This is a genomic window from Bacillus infantis (assembly GCF_020171945.1).
GTDB classification, from domain to species: domain Bacteria; phylum Bacillota; class Bacilli; order Bacillales; family Cytobacillaceae; genus Bacillus_AB; species Bacillus_AB infantis_A.
In genome coordinates this window covers 1-22,343 of sequence record NZ_JAIVAP010000018.1, presented here as the reverse complement: position 1 = coordinate 22,343, position 22,343 = coordinate 1, and the positions used below count along the sequence as shown (strand labels likewise).

Annotated in this window: 22 protein-coding genes, 10 tRNA genes, 1 rRNA gene and 1 riboswitch; of the genes, 7 read left to right on the top strand and 26 right to left on the bottom strand. The window is 47.6% G+C overall.

What is annotated here, in order from left to right:
* Positions 1 to 9: 9 nt before the first annotated feature.
* From LCM00_RS19445 to LCM00_RS19430, 4 genes are all read left to right on the top strand, one after another.
* Entirely contained in the window at positions 10 to 825 is an 816-nt protein-coding gene (locus LCM00_RS19445; protein ID WP_224905172.1) for a general stress protein, read from the top strand.
* Positions 826 to 954: 129 nt separating this feature from the next.
* Positions 955 to 2,001 carry a lactonase family protein gene (locus LCM00_RS19440; protein WP_224905170.1) on the top strand — a complete coding sequence of 349 codons (1,047 nt, stop codon included), beginning with the start codon at positions 955 to 957 and terminating at the stop codon, positions 1,999 to 2,001.
* A gap of 729 nt (positions 2,002 to 2,730) precedes the next feature.
* The gene (locus tag LCM00_RS19435) at positions 2,731 to 3,288 is read left to right on the top strand and encodes a tyrosine-type recombinase/integrase (RefSeq protein WP_224905168.1); all 558 of its coding nucleotides are present in this window, start codon (positions 2,731 to 2,733) and stop codon (positions 3,286 to 3,288) included.
* 17 nt (positions 3,289 to 3,305) lie between these two features.
* The gene (locus LCM00_RS19430) at positions 3,306 to 4,802 is read left to right on the top strand and encodes a potassium/proton antiporter (RefSeq protein WP_224905166.1); all 1,497 of its coding nucleotides are present in this window, start codon (positions 3,306 to 3,308) and stop codon (positions 4,800 to 4,802) included.
* A 74-nt stretch (positions 4,803 to 4,876) separates the two neighbouring features.
* Here the strand turns inward: LCM00_RS19430 and LCM00_RS19425 are convergent, their stop codons facing one another.
* The 5 genes from LCM00_RS19425 to LCM00_RS19405 form a co-directional block, all read right to left on the bottom strand.
* Positions 4,877 to 6,100, bottom strand: a complete 1,224-nt coding sequence (locus LCM00_RS19425; protein WP_224905164.1) for a dicarboxylate/amino acid:cation symporter — start codon at positions 6,098 to 6,100, stop codon at positions 4,877 to 4,879.
* Positions 6,101 to 6,181: 81 nt separating this feature from the next.
* Positions 6,182 to 6,319: riboswitch (cyclic di-AMP (ydaO/yuaA leader) on the bottom strand.
* A gap of 72 nt (positions 6,320 to 6,391) precedes the next feature.
* Complete coding sequence (locus LCM00_RS19420) at positions 6,392 to 7,213, bottom strand: undecaprenyl-diphosphate phosphatase (protein ID WP_224905277.1); 822 nt, start codon at positions 7,211 to 7,213, stop codon at positions 6,392 to 6,394.
* 83 nt (positions 7,214 to 7,296) lie between these two features.
* Positions 7,297 to 7,464 (bottom strand): twin-arginine translocase TatA/TatE family subunit, encoded by a 168-nt coding sequence (locus LCM00_RS19415; protein WP_224905162.1) that lies wholly within the window; start codon positions 7,462 to 7,464, stop codon positions 7,297 to 7,299.
* Positions 7,465 to 7,490: 26 nt separating this feature from the next.
* The gene (locus LCM00_RS19410) at positions 7,491 to 7,823 is read right to left on the bottom strand and encodes a hypothetical protein (protein WP_224905160.1); all 333 of its coding nucleotides are present in this window, start codon (positions 7,821 to 7,823) and stop codon (positions 7,491 to 7,493) included.
* Positions 7,824 to 7,958: 135 nt separating this feature from the next.
* Positions 7,959 to 8,582: a histidine phosphatase family protein gene (locus LCM00_RS19405; RefSeq protein WP_224905158.1), complete on the bottom strand. Its 624-nt coding sequence runs from the start codon at positions 8,580 to 8,582 to the stop codon at positions 7,959 to 7,961.
* Positions 8,583 to 8,699: 117 nt separating this feature from the next.
* Between LCM00_RS19405 and LCM00_RS19400 the strand changes: the two genes are divergently transcribed.
* Positions 8,700 to 9,398, top strand: coding sequence for a DUF421 domain-containing protein (locus tag LCM00_RS19400; protein WP_224905156.1), 699 nt, complete (start codon positions 8,700 to 8,702; stop codon positions 9,396 to 9,398).
* 88 nt (positions 9,399 to 9,486) lie between these two features.
* Here LCM00_RS19400 and LCM00_RS19395 read toward each other — a convergent pair whose 3' ends face one another.
* Together LCM00_RS19395 and LCM00_RS19390 are read right to left on the bottom strand one after the other, a co-directional pair.
* Positions 9,487 to 10,122, bottom strand: a complete 636-nt coding sequence (locus LCM00_RS19395; protein WP_224905154.1) for a FusB/FusC family EF-G-binding protein — start codon at positions 10,120 to 10,122, stop codon at positions 9,487 to 9,489.
* A 109-nt stretch (positions 10,123 to 10,231) separates the two neighbouring features.
* Positions 10,232 to 10,510 (bottom strand): CD3324 family protein, encoded by a 279-nt coding sequence (locus tag LCM00_RS19390; RefSeq protein ID WP_224905152.1) that lies wholly within the window; start codon positions 10,508 to 10,510, stop codon positions 10,232 to 10,234.
* An 820-nt stretch (positions 10,511 to 11,330) separates the two neighbouring features.
* Between LCM00_RS19390 and LCM00_RS19385 the strand changes: the two genes are divergently transcribed.
* Entirely contained in the window at positions 11,331 to 11,714 is a 384-nt protein-coding gene (locus tag LCM00_RS19385) for an SET domain-containing protein (protein WP_035403454.1), read from the top strand.
* A gap of 23 nt (positions 11,715 to 11,737) precedes the next feature.
* On the opposite strand, the gene LCM00_RS19380 is transcribed toward LCM00_RS19385, so the two are convergent.
* The 7 genes from LCM00_RS19380 to sigW all read right to left on the bottom strand — a co-directional run bounded on the left by LCM00_RS19380 (position 11,738) and on the right by sigW (position 19,627).
* The gene (locus LCM00_RS19380; protein WP_224905150.1) at positions 11,738 to 12,016 is read right to left on the bottom strand and encodes a DUF3784 domain-containing protein; all 279 of its coding nucleotides are present in this window, start codon (positions 12,014 to 12,016) and stop codon (positions 11,738 to 11,740) included.
* 319 nt (positions 12,017 to 12,335) lie between these two features.
* Positions 12,336 to 14,138: a glutamine--fructose-6-phosphate transaminase (isomerizing) gene (glmS, locus tag LCM00_RS19375; RefSeq protein ID WP_101552813.1), complete on the bottom strand. Its 1,803-nt coding sequence runs from the start codon at positions 14,136 to 14,138 to the stop codon at positions 12,336 to 12,338.
* Between the two features lie 443 nt (positions 14,139 to 14,581).
* Positions 14,582 to 15,931, bottom strand: a complete 1,350-nt coding sequence (gene glmM, locus LCM00_RS19370) for a phosphoglucosamine mutase (RefSeq protein ID WP_224905148.1) — start codon at positions 15,929 to 15,931, stop codon at positions 14,582 to 14,584.
* A 36-nt stretch (positions 15,932 to 15,967) separates the two neighbouring features.
* Positions 15,968 to 17,308: a CdaR family protein gene (locus LCM00_RS19365; protein ID WP_224905146.1), complete on the bottom strand. Its 1,341-nt coding sequence runs from the start codon at positions 17,306 to 17,308 to the stop codon at positions 15,968 to 15,970.
* On the bottom strand, positions 17,301 to 18,128 hold the full coding sequence (cdaA, locus tag LCM00_RS19360) for a diadenylate cyclase CdaA (protein WP_009795682.1): 828 nt from the start codon (positions 18,126 to 18,128) through the stop codon (positions 17,301 to 17,303). The genes LCM00_RS19365 and cdaA overlap by 8 nt, the downstream gene beginning before the upstream one ends.
* A gap of 227 nt (positions 18,129 to 18,355) precedes the next feature.
* Positions 18,356 to 18,994, bottom strand: a complete 639-nt coding sequence (locus LCM00_RS19355; protein ID WP_224905144.1) for an anti-sigma factor family protein — start codon at positions 18,992 to 18,994, stop codon at positions 18,356 to 18,358.
* 69 nt (positions 18,995 to 19,063) lie between these two features.
* Positions 19,064 to 19,627, bottom strand: a complete 564-nt coding sequence (gene sigW / locus LCM00_RS19350) for an RNA polymerase sigma factor SigW (RefSeq protein ID WP_224905142.1) — start codon at positions 19,625 to 19,627, stop codon at positions 19,064 to 19,066.
* Between the two features lie 188 nt (positions 19,628 to 19,815).
* On the opposite strand from sigW, the gene LCM00_RS19345 reads away from it, so the two are divergent.
* Complete coding sequence (locus tag LCM00_RS19345; protein ID WP_224905140.1) at positions 19,816 to 19,974, top strand: aspartyl-phosphate phosphatase Spo0E family protein; 159 nt, start codon at positions 19,816 to 19,818, stop codon at positions 19,972 to 19,974.
* 35 nt (positions 19,975 to 20,009) lie between these two features.
* On the opposite strand, the gene rocF is transcribed toward LCM00_RS19345, so the two are convergent.
* The 12 genes from rocF to rrf all read right to left on the bottom strand — a co-directional run.
* Entirely contained in the window at positions 20,010 to 20,906 is an 897-nt protein-coding gene (rocF, locus tag LCM00_RS19340) for an arginase (protein ID WP_224905138.1), read from the bottom strand.
* Between the two features lie 309 nt (positions 20,907 to 21,215).
* A tRNA-Ala gene (locus LCM00_RS19335) sits at positions 21,216 to 21,291 on the bottom strand.
* A 6-nt stretch (positions 21,292 to 21,297) separates the two neighbouring features.
* A tRNA-Gly gene (locus LCM00_RS19330) sits at positions 21,298 to 21,372 on the bottom strand.
* Between the two features lie 52 nt (positions 21,373 to 21,424).
* Positions 21,425 to 21,497, bottom strand: a tRNA-Lys gene (locus tag LCM00_RS19325).
* A 6-nt stretch (positions 21,498 to 21,503) separates the two neighbouring features.
* Positions 21,504 to 21,578: transfer RNA gene (locus LCM00_RS19320), tRNA-Gln, on the bottom strand.
* Between the two features lie 75 nt (positions 21,579 to 21,653).
* A tRNA-Tyr gene (locus LCM00_RS19315) sits at positions 21,654 to 21,738 on the bottom strand.
* A gap of 28 nt (positions 21,739 to 21,766) precedes the next feature.
* Positions 21,767 to 21,842 (bottom strand) — tRNA-Thr (locus tag LCM00_RS19310).
* 5 nt (positions 21,843 to 21,847) lie between these two features.
* Positions 21,848 to 21,923, bottom strand: a tRNA-Val gene (locus LCM00_RS19305).
* A gap of 4 nt (positions 21,924 to 21,927) precedes the next feature.
* Positions 21,928 to 22,002, bottom strand: a tRNA-Glu gene (locus tag LCM00_RS19300).
* Positions 22,003 to 22,035: 33 nt separating this feature from the next.
* Positions 22,036 to 22,108 (bottom strand) — tRNA-Thr (locus LCM00_RS19295).
* A 31-nt stretch (positions 22,109 to 22,139) separates the two neighbouring features.
* Positions 22,140 to 22,214, bottom strand: a tRNA-Asn gene (locus LCM00_RS19290).
* A 14-nt stretch (positions 22,215 to 22,228) separates the two neighbouring features.
* Positions 22,229 to 22,343 (bottom strand): 5S ribosomal RNA (rrf, locus tag LCM00_RS19285); the annotation flags it as partial.

The window sequence follows — 22,343 nt, the reverse complement described above, 5'->3', positions numbered from 1 at the left end:
GGAATGAACATGGCAGATGATAATAAGCGTGTAGTGGGCTCATATGCAACAGAGGATGAAGCGGTTGAAACAATTGAACGGCTGAAGGCGGAAGGCTACCGGGCTGAAGACATTTCGGTCATCAGCAAGAACCGTGATGATCTTGATGCTGTGAGCGAGGAAACCGGGACGAAGACAGAGGAAGGCCTTGCGGCTGGCGCTGCTGCCGGCGGAGCATTGGGCGGGCTCACAGGGCTGCTCGTGGGCATCGGCGCCCTTGCAATCCCTGGAATTGGACCGATCGTTGCGGCAGGTCCGATTGCTGCAACACTAACCGGGGCAGCGGTTGGCGCCGGGGCAGGCGGACTTGCAGGCGCATTGATCGGCATGGGCATCCCGGAAGAGGAGGCCAACCGTTATGAAGCAGAGGTAAAAGAAGGAAGAATCCTGATCCTGGTCGATCCCGATGACCGGAACCGCGACCGCCTGACAGATGATGAAACGATCTTCACCGGAGGAGCTGTCAATGACGCCCGCCGCACTGATGAAGATTTCGTAGGCACAACAGACAGGAATACAGCTATCCGCGCAACGGACCAGGAAGATAGGTATGACGACTATCTAGTCGATCCGCTAAACCCGGGCGAACTGGATAAAGGCGAAAATGCATTCCAGGACCACAATGATCAAAACCGCCTGTATACGGATGAAAATATAGATCCAAACACCCCTCTCAGCGATAAGGTGGTAAGCAATCCATTTGCAGATGAAGACAGGCTTAGAGATGAAGTGAACCGCGATTATACTGACCCGCGCCAGCCAAATTCAGACTATCCTAAAGGATAAGGGCTCAGCTGGCCAACAAGGACCTGGCAGGCTACCCGCCAGGTCCTTTGGCTTTTTCATCCTGCTGAATACACTGAAAAGGTTCATGATATAATAGAGGCAATCCGCATGTTGAAAGGAGAAATAGTAATGAAGGACCATAATTTTTCCGGATTTATCGGCACCTATACAAAAGGCGACAGCAAAGGCATCTATTCTTTTGAATTGAATACAGAAAACGGCAGGATTGAAAACGTCAAGCTCGCCGCAGAGCTTGAAAACCCTACATATGTGACAATCAGCGAAGATAAAACCCGCCTTTATTCTGTCGTAAAGGAAGGGACGCAGGGCGGCGCTGCCGCGTTCTCCATCAGTGATGGCAGCGGGCTTACAGAACTGAACCGCCGGTTGTCTGAGGGTGCGTCCCCATGCCATATCAGCGTAAATAAAGAGTCAAGCCTTGCAGTGACAGCCAATTACCATAAAGGTACGATTGAAACATACGGTCTGACAGGAGACGGTTCTCTTCTTTCTGCTTCTTCGGTCGCCCAGCATGAGGGTTCAGGCCCAAATGCTGACCGCCAGGAAAAGCCGCATGCCCATTATGCAGGCTTTACGCCAGATGAGAATTATATTGCCGCCGTTGACCTGGGGACAGATGAAATCATTACCTATGAATTAAATGAAGGGCAGCTGAAGGAAGCGGCCAAACTGGATGTAAAGCCTGGCAGCGGGCCGCGGCATCTTGTTTTCCACCCGGAAAGGAATATTGCCTATGTGATGACAGAGCTGAGCTCCGAGGTGATTGTGCTCGAATACAGCCCCAATGACGGCAGCTTCAAGGTAATGCAGACAGTACCGGCCATCCCTGAAACATTCCGGGAAAATAACCAGGGAAGCGCCATCCATATCTCTTCTGACGGCCGCTTTGTCTATGCCGCAAACCGCGGACATGACAGCATTGCCGTGTACTCTGTAAATGAAGAAACCGGCAAGCTGGATTTCATCGAACATACTTCAACTGAAGGAAACTGGCCGCGCGACTTTGTGCTCGATCCTTCAGAAAGATATATCGTTGCCTCCAACCAGGAAACCGGAAACCTCACTTTGTTTGCCCGTGACGCACAAAGCGGCAGGCTATCCCTGCTGCAGAAGGATGTTTCAGTTCCTTACCCTGTATGTGTGAAATTCTTATAAAAGGCTTTTAAATGGGGATATTCCCTGTTATCAAAGTATTCACAAGCGCATGGATGTTAACATCCATGCGCTTATTATATGGTCCTGATCACCATGTTGGCTGTACTGTTACCTGGATGAAAAAGGGCGTTCTATATAAGAAAGCAACAGGCTTCTGATACACCGCAAAAAAAATCCTGCACTTGCAATGAAGGCCAATACCAGCAGAACCCGTTCATTGATAGGCAGCTCAAAAATAAGGCTTATACCCAGCAAAAGGATACACAGCAGGCCATTTACTCCAAACAGAATACCCCAAAGGATATCTTTTACATACTTATAGATCCTTCTTCCTTTCACGTATTTGATATAAAGGAAACAAACCATGCATGCACCTGTCATGATAAGCACAGTCTTTATAAAAGGCAGGGAGGTACGTTCTTCCCAAGGCATATCAATTATGACCATGTTTACGTAATAAGTTAGATTAAAAACAATCATAAAGAGGACAGCATAAAAAAACACCACCCACTCACTTATATAAATAATAGGCATAATAAGCTTCTTTAACATAGTTCCTCCATTGATTATAAGCCGGGCTGTTTTCTTTCTATCGTAACAAAATCACTTTGCCATTTCATGTTTTTTCAGGATAAAAAGACTTTAATCTAAGCCCTACGTGATGCTAGTCTTTTTCATGTTACATAACCATATGCTATAATAGGATTAAGTTACATTGGAGGTGATTAAATGAAAACAGTCGGTGCAATAACTGACAAACAAAAGATCCTGATGATGAAGGAATGGCTCCAATCCCGCTCTTCCCGCGACTATTGCTTGTTTTTGCTTGGCATCAACACCGGAATACGCATCAATGACCTGCTTCACCTGCAGGTAAAGGACGCAGCAGATGAAAGCGGAAATATCCTTTCCTATCTGCATACCTCTGAAGCTTGCTTTCCCCCTATCTATTTCAATCTGCAGGTCCGTGAAGCCCTCCACACATGCATCCAGGAGAATGGCCTCAACTGGGAAGACCCGCTCTTTAAGTCAAGGAAGTCCAAAAATTCAATCACGAGAGTACAGGCGTACCGGATCATTAATGAGGCTGCCCAGGCCGCCGGCATTGAAGAGCCTGTCGGCACACACACACTAAGAAAAACCTTTGGCTATCATGCTTATTCAAAAGGCATTGCCGTGTCGCTCATTCAAAAGAGGCTCCAGCAATCCTCCCCTTCAGAAACCTATAGCTATCTGGGAATTTCACCTAAGAATCCTCCATCTGTCACTCTCGACATCAATTTATAGAAAAGGAGCTGATATCAATGATTAATGTTTTGCATACAGATACATTCATCCTGCTTGCGGCCATCCTGTTCATTACCGGCGTGCTGACGACTAAGTTCTCCTCACGCCTCGGCGTTCCTTCCCTCGTGCTGTTTATGGCAGTCGGGATGCTGATGGGCAGTGACGTACTGGGAATCATTTATTTCGACAATGCCAGCACAGCCCAGATGATCGGTGTCCTTGCTTTAATCATTATCCTGTTTGAGGGCGGCCTGCAGACTAAGTGGCAAACACTGCGCCCTGTCGTCCTCCCATCCTTGTCACTCGCCACCCTCGGCGTCATCCTCACATCCGGAATCGTCGCAGCCGCAGCGAAGTTCATTCTGGGGACAGGCTGGCTCGAATCGATTTTATTCGGTGCCATCGTCGGATCAACAGATGCTGCTGCCGTTTTCGCAGTTCTTAAGGATAAGAATATCGATGAACGGATCGGTGCCACTTTAGAAGCAGAATCAGGCTCCAATGACCCGATGGCTGTCTTCCTGACAGTCGCCATGATTGAATTGATCACCCTTCCGGAAGCAAGCGTCTGGTCGCTGATCGGAACCTTTTTCCTCCAGATGAGCATCGGCCTTCTGTTTGGCCTGATTTTCGGCAGATTGGCCGTCTTTGCCCTTAACCGCATCAATCTCGACTCAGGCGGACTCTATCCTGTTTTTGCCACAGCCTTTGCACTCTTAACCTATGGTATTACAGCCTTTGCAAGCGGAAGCGGACTCTTGGCCGTCTATATCGCTGCCATTATCATCGGAAACATGGAGCTTGCCTACAAGCATACCATCTTCCGTTTTTCTGAAGGATTTGCCTGGATGATGCAGATCATGATGTTTGTGATTCTAGGCCTGCTGGTGTTCCCTTCAGAGCTGTTCAGCCTGGATATCTTCCTGAAAGGCATTGCCATCTCTGCGATCCTCATATTGATCGCAAGGCCTGCAGCCGTCTTCTTGTCTACCGTCAGGATGGGATATAAAACGAATGAACTCATCTTCCTTTCCTGGGCAGGATTAAAGGGAGCTGTCCCTATCGTTTTGGCAACCTTTCCCCTTCTTGCAGGAATCGAGGGAAGCCAGCAGATCTTCAATGTCGTGTTCTTTGTCGTCCTGACCAGCTGCCTCATACAAGGCTCAACGATTACAGCGCTCGCAGCTAAACTGAAGCTGACCGGACCGAAAAAAACGACACCCATGCATTCGCTTGAGCTTGTGTCCATCGGAAAAGCCGATGCAGAGATGATTGAATACGAAATGGAGGATGATGCCCAGATCATCGGGCAGACCCTGATTGATATCCCGTTTCCAAAAGGTGCACTTGTGAATGCCATCATCCGCAATGATGAACTGATCACACCGGCCGGCAGCACCATCATCCTTCCAGGGGATGTTCTGTATATCCTGGCAAGCCGCAAAAGCAAGCCGCAGCTCAAAAAGCTTCTCCTGCAGAAAAAAATAGAAGAAGCGGCCGAGCCGACTGCTTAAGAAGGTCCCGCGTTCACCCGGTCCATTAAAAAAACACCGTCCTTATCCGGACGGTGTTTTGCTTTACTCTATTATCAGGTTAATTCCCTGTTTTTCTTTTTCTCGGATTCACCGACGATGACTGCACAAGCAGCATCACCTGTAATATTAACCGCTGTTCTGGTCATATCCAGAAGCCTGTCGATCCCGATGATCAGGGCAATCCCTTCAACAGGAAGGTTAACAGACTGAAGGACCATCGCCAGCATGATCAGGCCGACGCCCGGCACACCTGCTGTACCGATGCTCGCAAGGACGGCAGTCAGGACGACCGTCACTAGCTGCGTGAACGTCAGGTCAAGGCCATATACCTGAGCGATAAAGATGGTTGCGACACCTTGCATGATCGCTGTTCCATCCATATTGATTGTCGCACCAAGCGGCTGAACAAAACTGCTCACCGATTCAGGGACCTTCAGGTTCTTCTGTGCCACATTCATGGAAACCGGAAGTGTGGCATTACTGCTCGATGTACTGAAGGCCACGCTCATGGCCGGGGCAAATCCCTTGAAGAATTCGATAGGGCTGCGCTTGGCCAGGAAGTATACCGATCCTCCGTACGTCACAAGCGTATGGACGATAAGTGCCGCAAGCACCACACCCATGTACAGCCCCATCGCTTTGATCGCATCAACTCCCTGGGTGCCGACTGCCGATACGATCAGGCCGAAGGTTCCATATGGCGCAAAACGCATGATCAGGTTCACAAGGTACATCATCAGCTCATTCCCCTGGTCAAACAGCTTCAGGACGCCTCTGGTTTTCTCGCCAAGCATAGTAAGACCAAAGCCGACGAAAACAGAGAATGTAATGATCTGAAGCATGTTTCCTTCTGTAAATGCCTTGATAGGATTTGTCGGAATGATATTCAGCAGGGTTTCAGATACAGGCGGAGCTTCCTGTGCTTCAAACTCTGCACCAGTGGTATCGAAGGTCCCGACATTCCCCGGCTGGAAGATGTACGCGAAGACGATCCCGATGATTAATGCCATACAAGTAGTAGCCAAGAAGAAAGAGATGGTCTTAAGGCCAATCCTTCCGAGCTTTTTAGGATCCCCGAGGCCGGCTGTGCCAAGAGTGATGGAGAAGAACACAATTGGCACCACGAGCATGTTGATCAGGTTGAGGAATATTTTCCCCAGTGGAGTGAATAAATACGTATTCAGTGTTTCAAATAAATCGGGAGAATATAGATTCAATAATAAGCCGACAATGCCCCCCGCAATCAGAGCGATGATAATCTTTGTTGATAGTTTCATAATGCAAGCCTCCTTAGTCAAATATCTGTTTTTTAGCATAAAAAAACACAGAGGGCGAGACCTCTGTGTTTGAACGCAGACTTGTCCTCTCAATAACGCTTACGAGGTTAGCTGTCGGATTCGGGCTTTGAGAGTGCCCTACCTGTAAAGGATTCACCCCGAGGCAGATGTATGCCGGTTGGATCCCCCGCTCTTTAAAAGATTAAGCGTATCTTTCAATAAATTTTTTTTAATTTTACTCTATGAACCTATCTTCTGTAAATATTTAAATACTGGAACTGTACTTTTGCCTCACAGAAATACAATATAAATGACAGCCGCGAGGATAATCCTGTAAATGGCGAACGGCACCAGCTTGATTCTGTTGATGAGCGCCAGGAAGAAACGGATTGATGCCAGGGCGAACACAAAGGCACTGATGAAGCCGACTATAAAGAATGGGATGGCATCAGGCGTGAAATACTCCCAATTCTTCAGAAGCGACAGCCCGCTTGCCCCAAGCATGACAGGCACCGCCATGATAAAGGTAAAATCAGAGGCTGCCCTGTGGCTGAGGCCGAGCAGCACCCCGCCCGAGATTGTGGAGCCTGACCGTGAAAAGCCCGGCCATAAGGCGATGCACTGGAACAATCCAATGAGGATTGCCTGCCGGTAAGTGATCTTGTCCACCGTCTCGATGGCCGGCTTCCTCTTTGAATAATAATCAGCTGCAATCATAAGCAGGGCGCCAGCCACCAGGCCGATTACCACTGTATTGATAGAGAAAAGGTATTTATCTATATAATCCTCGAAAAGAAGCCCGAGAACCGCCGCAGGCAGCAGGCCCGCAATGACTTGTGTAAGCTTCAGCCTCGGTCCATCCGATTGTTCCTTCCCCCCTTTACCCAGCCCTAAGAGCTGGATAAACCGGTCCTTGAACACAATCACCACCGCAAGGATCGACCCAAGCTGAATGACAACCTTGAATGTATTGGCTACTTCCTTCGAGAAAAGCTCTTTTGACTTTAATAAAATGTCGTCCACTATAATCATATGGCCGGTAGACGAAACGGGCGCAAACTCAGTAAGACCTTCAACAATGCCCAATATCAGGGCAACAATCATCTCTTTCATCATTTTCCTCCAGAACAAAACAGCTGCTCCGCAAAGATGAAGCCATAAGAGGGCTTCCATCTGCGGAGCAGTCTGCAATCTATTTAATTATCTCTTTCTTTATCATCTTCCAGGATGCCTTTTGTTGCCTTTTTGAATTCACGCAGCGTATTGCCGGCAGCCCTGCCAAGCTCCGGCAGTTTTTGCGGTCCAAATATAAGCAGCGCAACAAAAACAATGACCATAATTTCCCCAAAGCCTAAATTCCTCATCTCTGCACCTCTTTTTCAGTTTAGTTTTATTTATTACTAACAGAGGAGGAGATAAAGAACTTAGAATGAAAAAAGACCGGTGTAAGAAGGATTCTCAGCTTTTCCAGCATAATATCCATCCGGAAAAACCTTCGGAAAAGCAGCATGACGGCCGGCGATGCCAACAAAGGAAGATACGCGGCCGTTCCAAGGAGCTTTCCTTTTCGCTCAAAAGGCTTTTCTTTCGAAAAAACCTTGCCTTCCTCCAGGACCAGCATTTCAAAGCGCTTCTCATCACCCGAAAGCAGGCTCGAGAAAGGATCATGCCCTAATCCCCATAGACTATAGACACTGATTGCAAATAGGAAAAGGAGATTCATTCCCGCCATATTGTCTTCCCTTTCAGTTTGATAGAATTATCATACTTCGTCCGCCCCGGTTTGGAAAGACTGAAAATCAATAATCAATCCCCTTTTTATGGAAAAAAGAAAAAGGACAGGCTATCCTGTCCCCTCCTATCCCAAAAGTTCATCGGGCAGGTGCCGCTGGCAGTTCAAAAACATGGCCACCCTTCTTTTATGATCCAGCCTGAACAAATGAACGCCGGTATCTCCTGTAGCAAAGAGCTGGCGGCTCGTATTGGGCAGCCCAAGCAGCGCCAGGATCAGCATGGAAATCAATCCGCCGTGCGAAACTGCAGCAACCCTCTTATACCCTTTTTGTTCAGCATCATCCAGGATCTCTGATAGAACGGTCTCGGCCCGGAATCTCATTTCAAGCATCGACTCCCCCTTCTCGATGCGCACATGCGGCTTTCTGCCCTCAGGCGGCTCTGGATAACGGATGCCCGCTTCCTCCCGGGACATCCCGGCCAGAACCCCATTATTGAATTCCATCAGCCTTTCATCTGTCCTCAGCCTGCACCCCGCTCTATCAGCTGTAATAGCCGCTGTTTCATAGGCCCTTTTCAGCGTACTTGCCCAGATGATATCAGGAGGATAGTGTTCAGTGATAAACTCAGCAAGGAGTCCCGCCTGCCTCCTTCCCAAACCGGTCAGCGGAAAATCCGCCCTGCCCTCATGCACGTCCAGCAGGTCAGCTTCTGACTGGCCATGGCGGATCAGCAATAATTCAAGCATTCACTCCAACTCTCTTTCTTTTTTATGTATAAAAAGATATTACCCTGCCAAAATAAGGATGCATTCTTACTAAGAGATTCAATTTCTCTATAAAAATAAACCTGATTGAGGTGGATCATGAATATTCCAGAAGTGCTTATAAGGATTGCCGTTTCTTTTCTTGTGCTTTTTGCGCTTGCCAGACTGATGGGGCGGAAAGAAATTGCCCAAATGACCTTCTTTAACTTTGTATCAGCCATTGCCATCGGTTCTATTGCAGCCAACCTTGTCCTCAGCCCGAATGTGACCATTCGAAATGGGGTCATTGCCCTGGCCGGCTGGGCCGCGTTCACCATCCTCATGGGCTATCTTGATATCAAATCCAGGAAAGCAAGGGTACTCCTGGAGGGCCAGCCGCTGATCGTCATAAAAGACGGCAAGGTGATGGAAGACTCCCTCCGCAAAGCCAGACTGGATATTGATGCCTTAAGCGCTTTGCTCAGGCAAAAAAATATCTTCTCCATCTCAGATGCAGACTATGCGGTCTTTGAGACGGACGGCAAGCTGTCGGTGCTAAAAAAAGAAGGAAAGCGCCCGCTGACGCAAAGCCATGCAGCCCAGGGAAACCCGGTGCCCAAAGATGCCTATCCGGTCGGCACCGCCGTCATTTCCGATGGCCAGCTTGTCTCCCAGAATCTTGACGGCTTAAACCTTTCCCAGGAATGGATTGAAGATCAGCTCCAGCAAAGCGGCGCCTCCCTCTCTGATGTCTTCTACGCTGAAGTCCAGCAGAATGGCACCCTTTACGTTGACTATAAGGATGATCAGCTTCAATAACCGGAGGCAAAGATCTTCAGAACTGCCCCAGTGCGGGCTTTACTGCAAAGACAGGGACCTGTAGCCAGGCCCCTGTCTTTCTTTTGTGCTATTTCACCAGCTCAACAAATTGCTCCAGCTTCTCAAGGCTGGTCAGGTTCTGGTTGCATTTCATGGTGTCGCTGCAAATATAATTGCCTTTTCTTACGTAAGTCCCCTGAACGGCGCCCTTCTTTTGGGAAACAAACAGTCCTGCTTCTCCATGTTTGCCGCAAATGGAACAAATCCCTTTTTGGCTGATCGGCTTGAAGGTTCCTGACAAGCCGGCAAGCTTATTTTTGTACAGCACGGCCATATACCTTCTCCCAGTGCCTTTGTCGTCCCAGGAAAAGTAGGAAATGCCTTTCTGCTCTTCCAGCCCGGCTTCAGGCACCTTCAGCTTTTTAACCTTGGGAAACAGCTTCCTGGCTGCCTGTTCGCTCACTGCCGGAAATGGAATGATATAATCCTGCAGGCCTTCCAGGTACCGGTCTGCCTCTGTCCTGTCCTTTATATCAGGCAAAGGAGCAAGAAGCTCCTGCTGCTCAGCGGTGAGCTCTGGAAACAGTGCTTTAGCCTTCTCAGAGGTGATGGCCCTCAGTGCATTCAAAACCCCTTTATCATTTACAGAGCTGTGCCCGTTCACAAGGTGGGCTGCCTGTTCTTTTATGAAATTAAACTGGTCGTTCCGGATAAATGGTTCCATTTCATTCACTCCTATTTTTGCCCGGATCAGGCTGTTGATTTCTCAAGACAATTATAAGAAAAATCAGCAGCCGGGAATAGGCAGAGAATGACTCTGAACCAAAGTGTTCCTACTGCCTGCGTTTCTGTTTTGAATAGACTATCTTTTTGATTGTTTCATTGGCCAGGAAGTATTCGCCCGCCAGCACTTCGACCGGCTTTCCGTTCCGGAATGCCCTCCTGATCTCCTCATTGCGTGCATCGATCTGCTTCCGTCCCCCGGAGGTCTCCCCCCATTTTCGCCGGGCAGCCTCGGGCTTTGGAATATAAACCATTTCACCTTGAATATATTTCTGGATCTCCGCTATCAGCTCTTCAGGCAAAACAGCAGCTGCTTTTACATAGCTCATTTCGGCCAGCTCCTTATTTTAATGGTTTCTTAAATAAGGGGCAAAGCCCGTAATAGAAATGAGATCACATTGTAAGGGCGATTATATGAATCTTCTCCCCATGCAAAGTATCGCCTTTCCTCTTACAGGCTTTGCATGAGCCGCTCCAGTATCCGGCAGCCAGAATGTTTCTGCCATTATATCCACCTCCCGATTATCCTGATTTTGGTATTCATTATAGTACAATTCGAGTGTGTTTGCATGATTTTTTCATAAGAACAGGGATGATGCCCTTCTGCTTCCCCTTTCCGCCTCGGGGAACTGATCAGGAATAAATGCTTCAAAAAAAGCATGGAAAGAGCAGAAGCCCATTTCCATGCTTTCTTATTCTAGCAGCAATTGCCCGTATTCCCCAGCAGTACAAGGCCTTTCTTGTCTCCGCTCAGATCAAGGATCAGGTCCTCTACATTCGGTTCAATGATTGGATCGATTGCTACTTTGATTTCATTGATTGTGGATACGTTATCGTCCTCTTCCGGCTCATCCAGAGCCAGTCCTACTTTTGGCTGTCCTCAGCCATAGCCTGCGAAATATATGCGGATATTCCGGGCGTTTTCTTTTTCAAACATCTGCTTTAGGATATCGCGTGCCTGATCAGTGATTTGCATCTGCATTTCCTCCTTTGCTGTTAATATTACTTTACCATACAAACACCCGGGCTGGTATCAAATCAGCCTCTGCACCACCCTAAGACTGCCATCCAATTGATTCCTGCGATTGCATTTTTGCCCCAAGACTGTCAGACTAGGATTGACAGATTATGAAGGCGAAGGTGAAAAGCTTGATTGAAGTTAGAATCTCAAACATTACTGATGACGAAACCAATAAAGGTGTGTTCGCTACCCGTGATATCAAAAAGGGAGAGCTGATCCACAGAGCCCCGGTACTTGCCTATCCAAATGAAGAACATAAATATATTGAGAAAACCAGGCTCGCCGACTATGTATTTGAGTATGGGACAAACCATTCTGCCCTTCTCCTTGGGTATGGAATGCTGTTCAACCATTCCTATGAGCCGAATGCCGATTATGAAATCAGTTTCGAGAATCACTCTTTTGATTTCTATGCTTACAAGGATATAAAAAAAGATGAAGAAATCATGATCAACTATAACGGCGATCCTGATGATGATGCTCTCCTATGGTTTAACGGAGGAGAAGAATAAGGAGGGGCAGCTTCCCTCCTTATTCACTCTGCCATCCTGCTGTTCACATAAAATACAAGCCCCATCATAATGGCTATACAGAGCATGATTAGGAATTTCGGTGAACCCACACCCAGAGTGCCGCCGATAAGGAGAACAATGCCAAGAACCGCTTCCGTACCTCCGACCAAATGGGCCAGTTTCTTTTTATCCCTCACCCTTTTTTCATTAAACCCTGATAAAAGCCACGTCATTTTCTTAACCCCTACCAAAAAACCAAGCACAAGAAAAATAGTCCCAAAAATAATCAAATCCTGATTCATTCATTCCATCTCCTTAAAATTTCCTCAATATGGCCGGAATAATGTAAAACGGAATAAACAGGGTTGCCAGCAGATAAATTAAGATGGTTTCTTTAACCAAGGCCTATTGTTCAAACGTTTGATTAAGCATACATACCTTGATCAGCAGTCCATTTGCTTTCCTTAATCAAACGTTTAATTAAAATCCTGTATACGGTGGCAGCAGTACAATTGCTGCCTTTAATTAAACATTTGATCAATTACTTTTCTCCAACTATGCAAAAAGGAGGCATCCAGAAAGGAGCCTCCTTAGACAAACGATATATAATCCTAAATCCGCTTATTCAACCGTAACAGATTTAGCCAGGTTGCGCGGTTTGTCTACATCGCATTCGCGGTGCAGGGCAGCATAATAAGAAATCAGCTGCAATGGTATAACAGAGATAAGAGGTGTTAATAATTCATTTACTTCTGGAATAACGAAGCGGTCTTCTTCCTGCTCAAGCCCCTTCATGCTGATGATGCATGGATTGGCGCCGCGGGATACAACTTCCTTAACGTTTCCGCGGATGCTCAGGTTGACGCTTTCCTGTGTAGCAAGGGCAATGACTGGTGTACCGTCCTCAATCAGGGCGATGGTGCCGTGCTTCAATTCTCCGCCGGCAAAGCCTTCAGCCTGGATATAAGAGATCTCCTTCAGCTTCAGTGAGCCTTCAAGCCCCACATAGAAGTCAATACCGCGGCCGATGAAGAAAGCGTTGCGTGTTGTTGCCAGGTATTCACGGGCAATCGCTTCAAATTCTTCTTTGCCGTCACAGAGGACCTCCATAGCATTAGCAACGATTCCAAGCTCCTGAACCAGGTTAAATGGCAATCCAAGTCCTTTGCTCTTCGCTGTTACTTCTGCCAGGATGGCAAGAACAGCCAGCTGGGCAGTATATGCCTTTGTTGAAGCAACCGCGATTTCAGGCCCTGCATGAAGAAGCAGTGTATAGTCAGCTTCACGGGAAAGGGTTGATCCCTGTACATTCGTGATTGTCAGTGCTTTATAGCCCATCTCTTTGATGTTTACAAGCACGGCACGGCTGTCAGCTGTTTCACCGCTCTGTGAAATAAAGACGAATAGCGGCTTTTCTGACAGAAGAGGCATATTGTAGCCGAATTCGCTGGCAATATGGACCTCTACCGGAATTTTTGCCATTCTTTCGATGAACTGCTTGCCGACAAGGCCGGCATGATAGGAAGTACCAGCTGCAATGATATAGATCCGGTCGCTTTCATTCATCGCATCAAGGATGTCCTGGTCGATGACCAATTCCCCGCTTGCATTCTGGTATTTCTGGATGATGCGGCGTGTCACAAGCGGCTGCTCGTCGATTTCCTTCAGCATATAGTGAGGATAAGTGCCTTTTTCAATATCACTTGCATCCAGTTCAGCAGTATAAGGATTTCTGGCAATGATCTGGCCGTCCATATCCTGGATCATGACTTCGTTCTTTTTAACGATGACGATTTCTTTATCCATCAGCTCAACATACTGGTCTGTCACCTGAAGCATAGCCATTGCATCGCTCGCAACCACATTGAATGTGTCGCCAAGGCCGACAAGAAGCGGGCTTTTGTTTTTCGCTACAAAGATCGTTTCATCATTCTGCTCATCAAGGAGCGCCAAAGCGTAAGAACCCTTCAGCAGGCGCAGCGTCTTGCGGAAAGCATCTTCTGTTGCTTCTCCTTCATTTACGAACAGCTCGATCAGCTGAACGATGACTTCTGTGTCAGTGTCGCTCTGAAGCTCTACTCCGCTCAGGAACTCGCGCTTCAGCTGGTCATAGTTTTCAATAACGCCGTTGTGTACGAGCGTGAAGCGCCCGCCTGCACTCTGGTGAGGATGGGCATTCTTTTTGCTCGGTACGCCATGTGTCGCCCAGCGCGTGTGTCCGATTCCGGTGTGGGCTTCCACATCTCCATCAACGATGCTGCGCAGGTCGGCAATGCGGCCTTTTTCCTTGAAAACATGGACGCCGTTTTCGTTCATGACGGCGATGCCTGCTGAATCATAGCCTCTATATTCAAGCTTTTCCAAGCCTTTTAGCAATACTTCCTTTGAATCACTGTTTCCGATATATCCTACAATTCCGCACATACTTCTGTGTCCTCCCAATAAAGGGGGCAAGAAGCCTTTTTTAGAGGGCATACTTGCCCCCTTATCTCTAGTTTTTGTTTATTCAGAGCATATCCCTCTCTTTGTCCACCAAGTTGCCTTGATGCTTTAAAGAAGGATTTTCGGTTGTGCTTGATCAACCGGGAGGCATCCGCCGAAAAATCGATAAACCTCCTCCTCGTCAACTAGCCCTCTCATGGCTAGTTCAGGCGCTTTAAAAGTATACCCTGACGACCCACCTTTCTATTATTGAATATGCTTTGCACTATGGTTTGCAAAAACAGGATAATCATACATCACCACGCGAGAATCCGTCAACTGATATCATAAAAAATACACATTTTCCCATGAAGCTTCAGGAGCTCCATATAAAAAAATATGCATAGAGGCGCCAAAGCGTTCCTCTATGCATATCTTCCCTTCTATTATTCCTTTAAACCCATTTCCTCACGGACAACAGCCGCTATGCGATCCACATAGGTCTCACACTGCTCCTTTGTAGGCGCTTCAGCCATTACACGGACCAAAGGCTCTGTGCCGGAAGGCCTGACAAGGATGCGCCCGTTTCCGTTCATTTCATTTTCAACCTCTGTAATCACAGCATGTACCTTATCATTGTCTGTTACATGGTGCTTGTCTGTAACTTTAATGTTGACGAGCGTCTGCGGGAACTTCTTCATTTCATTCGCGAGCTCTGACAGCGGCTTTTTGGTCGCCTGCATGATATTAGCAAGCTGAAGGCCCGTCAAAAGGCCATCACCGGTGGTGTTGTAGTCAAGGAATATAATATGGCCGGATTGCTCCCCGCCAAGGCTGTAGCCCTCTTTTTTCATTTCCTCCACCACATAGCGGTCTCCGACTGCAGTCTGGATGCTTTCAATGCCATTTGCTTCAAGCCCTTTGTAGAAGCCAAGGTTGCTCATGACTGTGGACACAACTGTGTTGTGCTTCAGGCGGCCCTGCTCTTTCAGGTATTTTCCGCAGATATACATGATCTGGTCTCCATCAACGATGTCGCCATTTTCGTCTACAGCAATCAAACGGTCTCCGTCACCATCAAAAGCAAAACCGGCATCCGCCCCTTTTTCCTTTACAAAAGCCGAAAGTGCTTCAGGATGCGTCGATCCTACGCCATCATTGATGTTAAGGCCGTTAGGGGATGCGCCCATTGTCGAAAGGTCGGCATCAAGGTCCGCAAATAAATGTGCTGCCAGTGAAGATGTAGCCCCGTTCGCACAGTCAAGCGCGATATGTATGCCTGAGAAGTCTTCATCAACACTTTGCTTCAAATATTGAAGATATTTCTGTCCGCCTTCAAAATAGTCATTCACCTGGCCCAGGTCTGCCCCTACCGGACGCGGAAGCTCATCTTCTGCCTTATCCATGAGAGCTTCAATTTCCAGCTCCTGGTCGTCTGAAAGCTTAAAACCATCAGGCCCGAAGAATTTGATCCCATTATCAGCTACAGGGTTGTGGGAAGCAGAGATCATAACACCTGCCTGTGCACCCAGGGCTTTTGTCAGATACGCTACTCCAGGAGTTGAAATGACGCCGAGGCGCATGACTTCAGCCCCAATGGAAAGCAGTCCTGCGACAAGGGCCCCTTCCAGCATATGCCCTGATATGCGTGTATCACGGCCGATCAATACTTTTGGGCGGTCCTCATTTCTTGTTAGCACATATCCGCCAAACCGGCCCAGTTTGAAAGCCAGCTCCGGGGTCAACTCACTATTTGCAATCCCTCGTACTCCATCGGTACCGAAATATTTACCCATTAAAAATCGCTCCTTCTAACCATAGTGACATTTTATTTAAGCTTCTTCGTTATTTTGAGTAATAGAAACCTTCACTGTTTCTCTTGATAGCTTCCAGCTTACATTATCGGGGCCAGTGACCTTTACTTGCACATCATGCTCCCCTTCTGACAGGCTGCCTACTTCAACAAATATATTGAAATCTGAAGATCCGAGACCATTGATGGCACTGCCGGGCCCCTGCACAGACAGATTTGTTCTTCCTGCTCCATCAGCGAAAGCAGCGGTATATCCCTCTGCAGTCCCGGTGAGGTCAATCGGCAGGTTCGAGAAGGTTTTGGTTTCATCCTTCTCTGTTTCTTCCGCAGGAGGAGTCGCTGTCTCAGCTTCAGCATCATCTTCCTCTGCCTCTGAGCCGGCATTCTCCTGATCTTCCCGGCTTTCCGCTGTCACATCCAAAGATGCCTCTACTGTCTTCGGATCAACGGATGTGATGCCGTCCGGGATGATGACCGGAAGGGTCTGCACACCATCCTTGGTGATTTTGCCCAGGTCAACCTCAACCCTTACTCTTTCTGTCTGGCCGAGCGCTTCTTCGCTTCCCGTAATTCTCGCTTCAGTTTTATCCAGTTCAATACTGTTAAGCGTCATACCCGAAGGCAGTGACCCTTTCCGGACAATATCGATCGGCACGGTTTTGGCGAGGCTTTTCACAGACACGGTAACTTCTACAGTCTCTGGATCGACAGCTACATTCAGCTTATTCATATCCCTGTCGAGCACCCTTATGCTTGCAGCTCCTGTGACAGATTCCTCTATCGGGCCCTTGACATCAAGTGCTGCCTTCACATAGCTGATCCGGTCGACCACATCCTTGGCTCCCGTAATCTTGACAGTATCAGGCTTAACGGACGGTGCTCCAGATGTAAATCCATCACCAAGCAGGGACTGATTGAATTCAGGCTCGACCTTGAACTGCTTTGTCACTTTTTCCTGGATAGAGACAGTTGCATATCGGGGTTCAACCGTTACATCAAGGCGGTCAGAAATATCCCTTACCAGGATCCGGACCTGCTTTTCCCCGACTTCGGCATCAGACAAATTCACATATACTTCAAAGTCCCGCTGCGTCTTGGCGATCTGGACATGGCTTTTCGGCCCTGACACCCTCACATCCACAGTATCCGGGACTCCGGTGACGACAAGATTATCGGTATCATAATAGGATTTGACCGGAACGTCTTCAATCAGCTCCGTGTCCTGGTCACCCGGAACATTGACCTCGCTTGAATTGTCCGATCCATCATAGACGGCGTCAAAAAGGAGCAAAGCCAGGACAAGGGCCACAGCTTTCATGAACCACCTGTTGTCCACCAGCTTATCAATCAGCTTATCCATTTTTCTTCCCCCTCCAATTCCAGCGGGCTGAAGAAGACTGTTTCGCCTTCTGGCTGACAATCAATTCATTGGATAGCAGCTCTTTGAATGCCTCAGAACTCAGGCTTCTGTGAAGCTCGCCGTTTTTAGTCAGTGAGACGCTGCCTGTTTCCTCAGATACGACGATTGTAAGGCTGTCTGTGACCTCACTGATTCCCAGGGCGGCCCTGTGCCTGGTCCCTAGCTCCTTTGAGATGAACGGGCTCTCGGAGAGCGGCAGATAGCAGGCTGCAGCTTCCACACAGTTTCTCTGGATGATGACTGCCCCGTCATGGAGAGGTGTATTCGGAATGAATATATTGATCAGCAGCTCTGACGAAATCTTTGAATTCAGCTGGATGCCTGTTTCAATATAGTCACCCATTCCTGTTTCACGTTCAATTGAAATCAGGGCGCCAATCCGGCGTTTAGCCATATAATCAACGGCCTTTGTGATGGAATCCACCATCTTTTCCTGTTCATTTTCTTCCTGGGAGCTGCTTCTTGAGAAGAATCTTCCCCTCCCCAGCTGCTCAAGCGCCCTCCGGAGCTCAGGCTGGAATATAATGATGATGGCCAGGACTCCCCATAGCAGAACCTGTTCCATCATCCAGCCAAGCGTCTGCAGCTGGAACTTGTCGCTGATCACCTTGACGATCAGAATGACAAAGATCCCTTTTAAGAGCTGAACGGCCTTGGTGCCCCTTACAATCATGATCAGCTTGTAGATGACGTACCAAACAAGGAGAATGTCAACAATATTAGCCAGGTATTTCAAAATTGAGAAATCTGCAAACGACATTATCCCTTCCTCCAAATATATTTTTCCAAAAAGCATTAGCTTTGTTTTCAATGTATGTAACTCACATATTATATCATAAATACTCTGAAAACCAATGATATGGGCATGGCATATATTGCAAAACCGCTGGCGGGCCTTCTAATTCAAAAAAAGAAAAATCCCTGTCAAATGAATATCCGCTCATTCGGATATTCTTAGTTTGACAGGGATTTGCTCTCTCTATTCAATCAGCCTGCTGCAGGCTCTTTTTCTTTCTCATCGAACACATTCACTAGATCTTTGCCAAGGCTCTTAATATGATACCAGAGCCACTCAAACACTTCATTCACTTCCTTGATATCACCAGTCACCTGGCCTGCAGAAGCCATGTACTGCTCTCCATTGATGACGGTCACGTCACCATCGACCTGGCCTTCTATTTTTATCTTGCCATTGCGGACAATAACATCACCCTTGATTACTTCACCTTCAGGCACGATGACCGTATCATTCTGGACAATCAGGTTCGGCTGTTTGGAGACCGAAAAATTATGGTCCTTATTCCAGGTGGAGACGACACTTCCCATCATAAGGACGAGGAACAGGGAAGCAGCAGTAAGCAGCGGATGGTGCCTGAACCACCGCTGGAAGCCCACCTGCTTCTTTTCTTTCGGAAGCTTCGCCATCACACCAGCCGTGAAGCCTGACGGAGCTTGTATATGTGAAGTGCTTTGCACCAGTGCAATAGCTCTCTTTAATTCATGAAAATAAGAGCGGCATTCTTCGCAGCTGCTCAAATGCTCCCTTAATTGCTGTTCATGCTCGGCTGAGATCTCTTCATCTAGATACTCGTGCATATACTCGACAATCTCTGCTGGACATTTCAAAGTTCTCACCCTCTTAAAATGATAAGCTGAATTCATTTTTGCAAAAGAAGATGGCATAGCCATCCATCTCTACACATGACGCAGCTGCTTTCTTAAAGCTTCCCTGCCCCTGTGTATGCGGGTCTTAACCGTCCCGAGCGGCAGGTCCATAATCTCGCTTATTTCGTTGAGAGAAAGCTCCTCGATATATTTCAGCACAATTACTGACCTGTATTTCTCAGGAAGCTTGGAAATTTCGTTTTGAATGGTTTCCTGAAGCTCCAGGCTCTCTACATCTTCCTCAGGCAGCCTGGTATCCGCTGCAATCTGCGAATACATCGTCAAACCGTCCGTCCCGGCAACCTCTGCATCCAGAAAATAGTCGGGCTTTTTCTTCCTGATCCGGTCAATGCATAAATTGGTTGCGATTCTGTACAGCCAGGTGGAAAATTTCAGATCGATATTAAAGCTTTGAATATTAATATATGCGCGCAGGAAAGCCTCCTGGGCAATATCCTCCGCCTCATGGCGGTTGCCGAGCATACGGAAACAAAGCTGGAACACCTTGTCTTTATAAATTTCCACAATTTCCCCAAAAGCATTCTGATCGCCTTTTATTACCTGTTTGATCCTTTTCTTTACGATTGCTTCCATTTCTATTTACCTCCGCTCTAATGCGGCTATACGATATTACGGATCGATAGCGGAAAAGGTTTCGTTTTTTTATATAAAATTTCTCAATAACTATTATTTTAACAAAAATTTACTTCTTCATGTTTAAAAAGTTTTATTTGGGGTATAAAGGGACTAATTAAGCTGAGGAAAAGGCAGGTTTTTTGTGAATGGGCATTCAAGAACTGTTGCAGGATATTGAAAAGTGCCGCAAGGAAATGGTCCAACTGGCTTCTCGTACCTCTTTGTCCAGCAATCACGTAATCGAAGCCAGTACCAGGCTGGATTCATTGCTGAACAAATACAATCATTTAATCAAAAAACGGTAACTTGAAAATCAAGTTACCGTTTTTTGTTTCTTTTTTTAAAGGAGCTTTTCGCCGAAAAGCGATCCCATCAGCGCAACGGCTACAGATGCCGTCTTATTCTTGTCATCGAGGATCGGATTGACCTCCACGAATTCAGCGGAAGTGATCAGCTCTGCTTCTGCCAGCATTTCCATCGCCAAATGGCTTTCGCGGTAGCTTATGCCTCCGATGACTGGCGTCCCAACGCCTGGTGCATCGTTGGGGTCCAGCCCGTCCAGATCCAATGATAGATGAACTCCATCAGTCCGGTCCCTCAGATACTCAATTGCCTCTTCCATCACTCTTGCCATCCCGAGCCTGTCAATCTCATGCATCGTGTATACTTTGATGCCCTTCTCCTTCACAAGCTCTTTCTCACCATCATCCAGGGCTCTTGCCCCAATGATGACGATATTCTCAGGCTTGACCTTTGGTGAGTAGCCCCCAATCTCAGTCAGCAGCGGATGGCCAATGCCAAGTGAAGCTGCCAGCGGCATGCCATGGATATTTCCAGAAGGCGACGTTTCTGCTGTATTCAGATCTCCATGGGCATCATACCAAATGACTCCGAGGTTTTTATAGTGCCGCGATACACCTGCAAGCGTCCCGATGGCAATGCTGTGGTCCCCGCCTAACACAAGAGGAAACGAACCGCCCTTGATTACTTCGTCAACCTTTTCTGCCAGCTGGCCGGTCTTTTCTGCAATCAGCTCAAGATTTCTCAGATTAGTATCTGGATCTATCTCTACTTCCGGGCGTCCAATCGCTATATCACCCAGATCATGAATGTGCTCGAATAAAGTTTTCAGGCGTTCATTTACACCGGCATAGCGGATAGCACTCGGCCCCATATCAACGCCCCGCCTCATTTGCCCAAGATCCATCGGCATCCCGATAATCGATAGTTTTTTCATCTCTCTATGTTCCTCCTTCACCCCTGTTCTGCTTTCATTTTAACCGCTTTCAAAGCAATGACTCAACTCGACAAATTCATGCATATATATGCGTACTTTTCTGAAAAATCAAAAGGATGAAAAGATAGGGGTAGTTCGTGAGGAATCGGCAGCAAGGATCCTAACGAAAGTGGCATGATCACCCGCGGCTAACACAAGCTGCTGCAGATTTAGATTTTAGGTTCATGTAAAGCTGTTAAAAGGTATAACATTTTTAAACATAAAAAAACCTTAAACCCGGCAGAGTTTAAGGTAAGATGTATGTAGTAATGGTGGAGCCTAGCGGGATCGAACCGCTGACCTCCTGCGTGCAAAGCAGGCGCTCTCCCAGCTGAGCTAAGGCCCCGTATATTGGAGCGGAAGACGGGATTCGAACCCGCGACCCCCACCTTGGCAAGGTGATGTTCTACCACTGAACTACTTCCGCATTCATTAAGACAAACCTTAGGGTATACAACCTAAGGCCTGCCCTGCTATGATGAGCCATGAAGGACTCGAACCTTCGACCCTCTGATTAAAAGTCAGATGCTCTACCGACTGAGCTAATGGCTCAAAAAATGGCTGGGCTAGCTGGATTCGAACCAACGCATGACGGAGTCAAAGTCCGTTGCCTTACCGCTTGGCTATAGCCCATTGATCAATGACCTGACGGTCAAAATAAAAAGGACATTTATAAGATTGTCCAAATCTGGAGTTTTTTATTCAAAATGGTGGAGGGGGACGGATTCGAACCGCCGAACCCGGAGGGAGCGGATTTACAGTCCGCCGCGTTTAGCCACTTCGCTACCCCTCCACATTCCATTACAGATAAGTAAAGGAAATGGTGCCGGCTAGAGGACTTGAACCCCCAACCTACTGATTACAAGTCAGTTGCTCTACCAATTGAGCTAAACCGGCAAATATGGTGGAGGATGACGGGATCGAACCGCCGACCCTCTGCTTGTAAGGCAGATGCTCTCCCAGCTGAGCTAATCCTCCAAAATGGTGACCCCTACGGGATTCGAACCCGTGTTACCGCCGTGAAAGGGCGGTGTCTTAACCGCTTGACCAAGGGGCCTTGCTATTAATTTAACAAATTATGATCTCTATAAGCTTCCAACCGGGCTCGAACCGGTGACCTCTTCCTTACCATGGAAGCACTCTACCTACTGAGCTATGGAAGCATTAGCCCAATACCTTAAGCGGTATTAAGGATGGCTCCGCAGGCAGGACTCGAACCTGCGACCGTTCGGTTAACAGCCGAATGCTCTACCACTGAGCTACTGCGGAATGTTTTTTGTTTCGCCCGGCAGCGTCCTACTCTCACAGGAGGAGAACCTCCAACTACCATCGGCGCTGAGAAGCTTAACTTCCGTGTTCGGTATGGGAACGGGTGTGACCTTCTCGCTATCGCCACCA

Excerpts from the sequence above, each read along its gene's own strand:
- LCM00_RS19445 (WP_224905172.1), top strand. The coding sequence starts at position 10 with ATGGCAGATGATAATAAGCGTGTAGTGGGCTCATATGCAACAGAGGAT.
- LCM00_RS19440 (WP_224905170.1), top strand. The coding sequence starts at position 955 with ATGAAGGACCATAATTTTTCCGGATTTATCGGCACCTATACAAAAGGC.
- LCM00_RS19435 (WP_224905168.1), top strand. The coding sequence starts at position 2,731 with ATGAAAACAGTCGGTGCAATAACTGACAAACAAAAGATCCTGATGATG.
- LCM00_RS19430 (WP_224905166.1), top strand. The coding sequence starts at position 3,306 with ATGATTAATGTTTTGCATACAGATACATTCATCCTGCTTGCGGCCATC.
- LCM00_RS19425 (WP_224905164.1), bottom strand. The coding sequence starts at position 6,100 with ATGAAACTATCAACAAAGATTATCATCGCTCTGATTGCGGGGGGCATT.
- LCM00_RS19420 (WP_224905277.1), bottom strand. The coding sequence starts at position 7,213 with ATGAAAGAGATGATTGTTGCCCTGATATTGGGCATTGTTGAAGGTCTT.
- LCM00_RS19415 (WP_224905162.1), bottom strand. The coding sequence starts at position 7,464 with ATGAGGAATTTAGGCTTTGGGGAAATTATGGTCATTGTTTTTGTTGCG.
- LCM00_RS19410 (WP_224905160.1), bottom strand. The coding sequence starts at position 7,823 with ATGAATCTCCTTTTCCTATTTGCAATCAGTGTCTATAGTCTATGGGGA.
- LCM00_RS19405 (WP_224905158.1), bottom strand. The coding sequence starts at position 8,582 with ATGCTTGAATTATTGCTGATCCGCCATGGCCAGTCAGAAGCTGACCTG.
- LCM00_RS19400 (WP_224905156.1), top strand. The coding sequence starts at position 8,700 with ATGAATATTCCAGAAGTGCTTATAAGGATTGCCGTTTCTTTTCTTGTG.
- LCM00_RS19395 (WP_224905154.1), bottom strand. The coding sequence starts at position 10,122 with ATGGAACCATTTATCCGGAACGACCAGTTTAATTTCATAAAAGAACAG.
- LCM00_RS19390 (WP_224905152.1), bottom strand. The coding sequence starts at position 10,510 with ATGAGCTATGTAAAAGCAGCTGCTGTTTTGCCTGAAGAGCTGATAGCG.
- LCM00_RS19380 (WP_224905150.1), bottom strand. The coding sequence starts at position 12,016 with ATGAATCAGGATTTGATTATTTTTGGGACTATTTTTCTTGTGCTTGGT.
- glmS (WP_101552813.1), bottom strand. The coding sequence starts at position 14,138 with ATGTGCGGAATTGTAGGATATATCGGAAACAGTGATTCAAAGGAAGTA.
- glmM (WP_224905148.1), bottom strand. The coding sequence starts at position 15,931 with ATGGGTAAATATTTCGGTACCGATGGAGTACGAGGGATTGCAAATAGT.
- LCM00_RS19365 (WP_224905146.1), bottom strand. The coding sequence starts at position 17,308 with ATGGATAAGCTGATTGATAAGCTGGTGGACAACAGGTGGTTCATGAAA.
- cdaA (WP_009795682.1), bottom strand. The coding sequence starts at position 18,128 with ATGTCGTTTGCAGATTTCTCAATTTTGAAATACCTGGCTAATATTGTT.
- sigW (WP_224905142.1), bottom strand. The coding sequence starts at position 19,627 with ATGGAAGCAATCGTAAAGAAAAGGATCAAACAGGTAATAAAAGGCGAT.
- LCM00_RS19345 (WP_224905140.1), top strand. The coding sequence starts at position 19,816 with ATGGGCATTCAAGAACTGTTGCAGGATATTGAAAAGTGCCGCAAGGAA.
- rocF (WP_224905138.1), bottom strand. The coding sequence starts at position 20,906 with ATGAAAAAACTATCGATTATCGGGATGCCGATGGATCTTGGGCAAATG.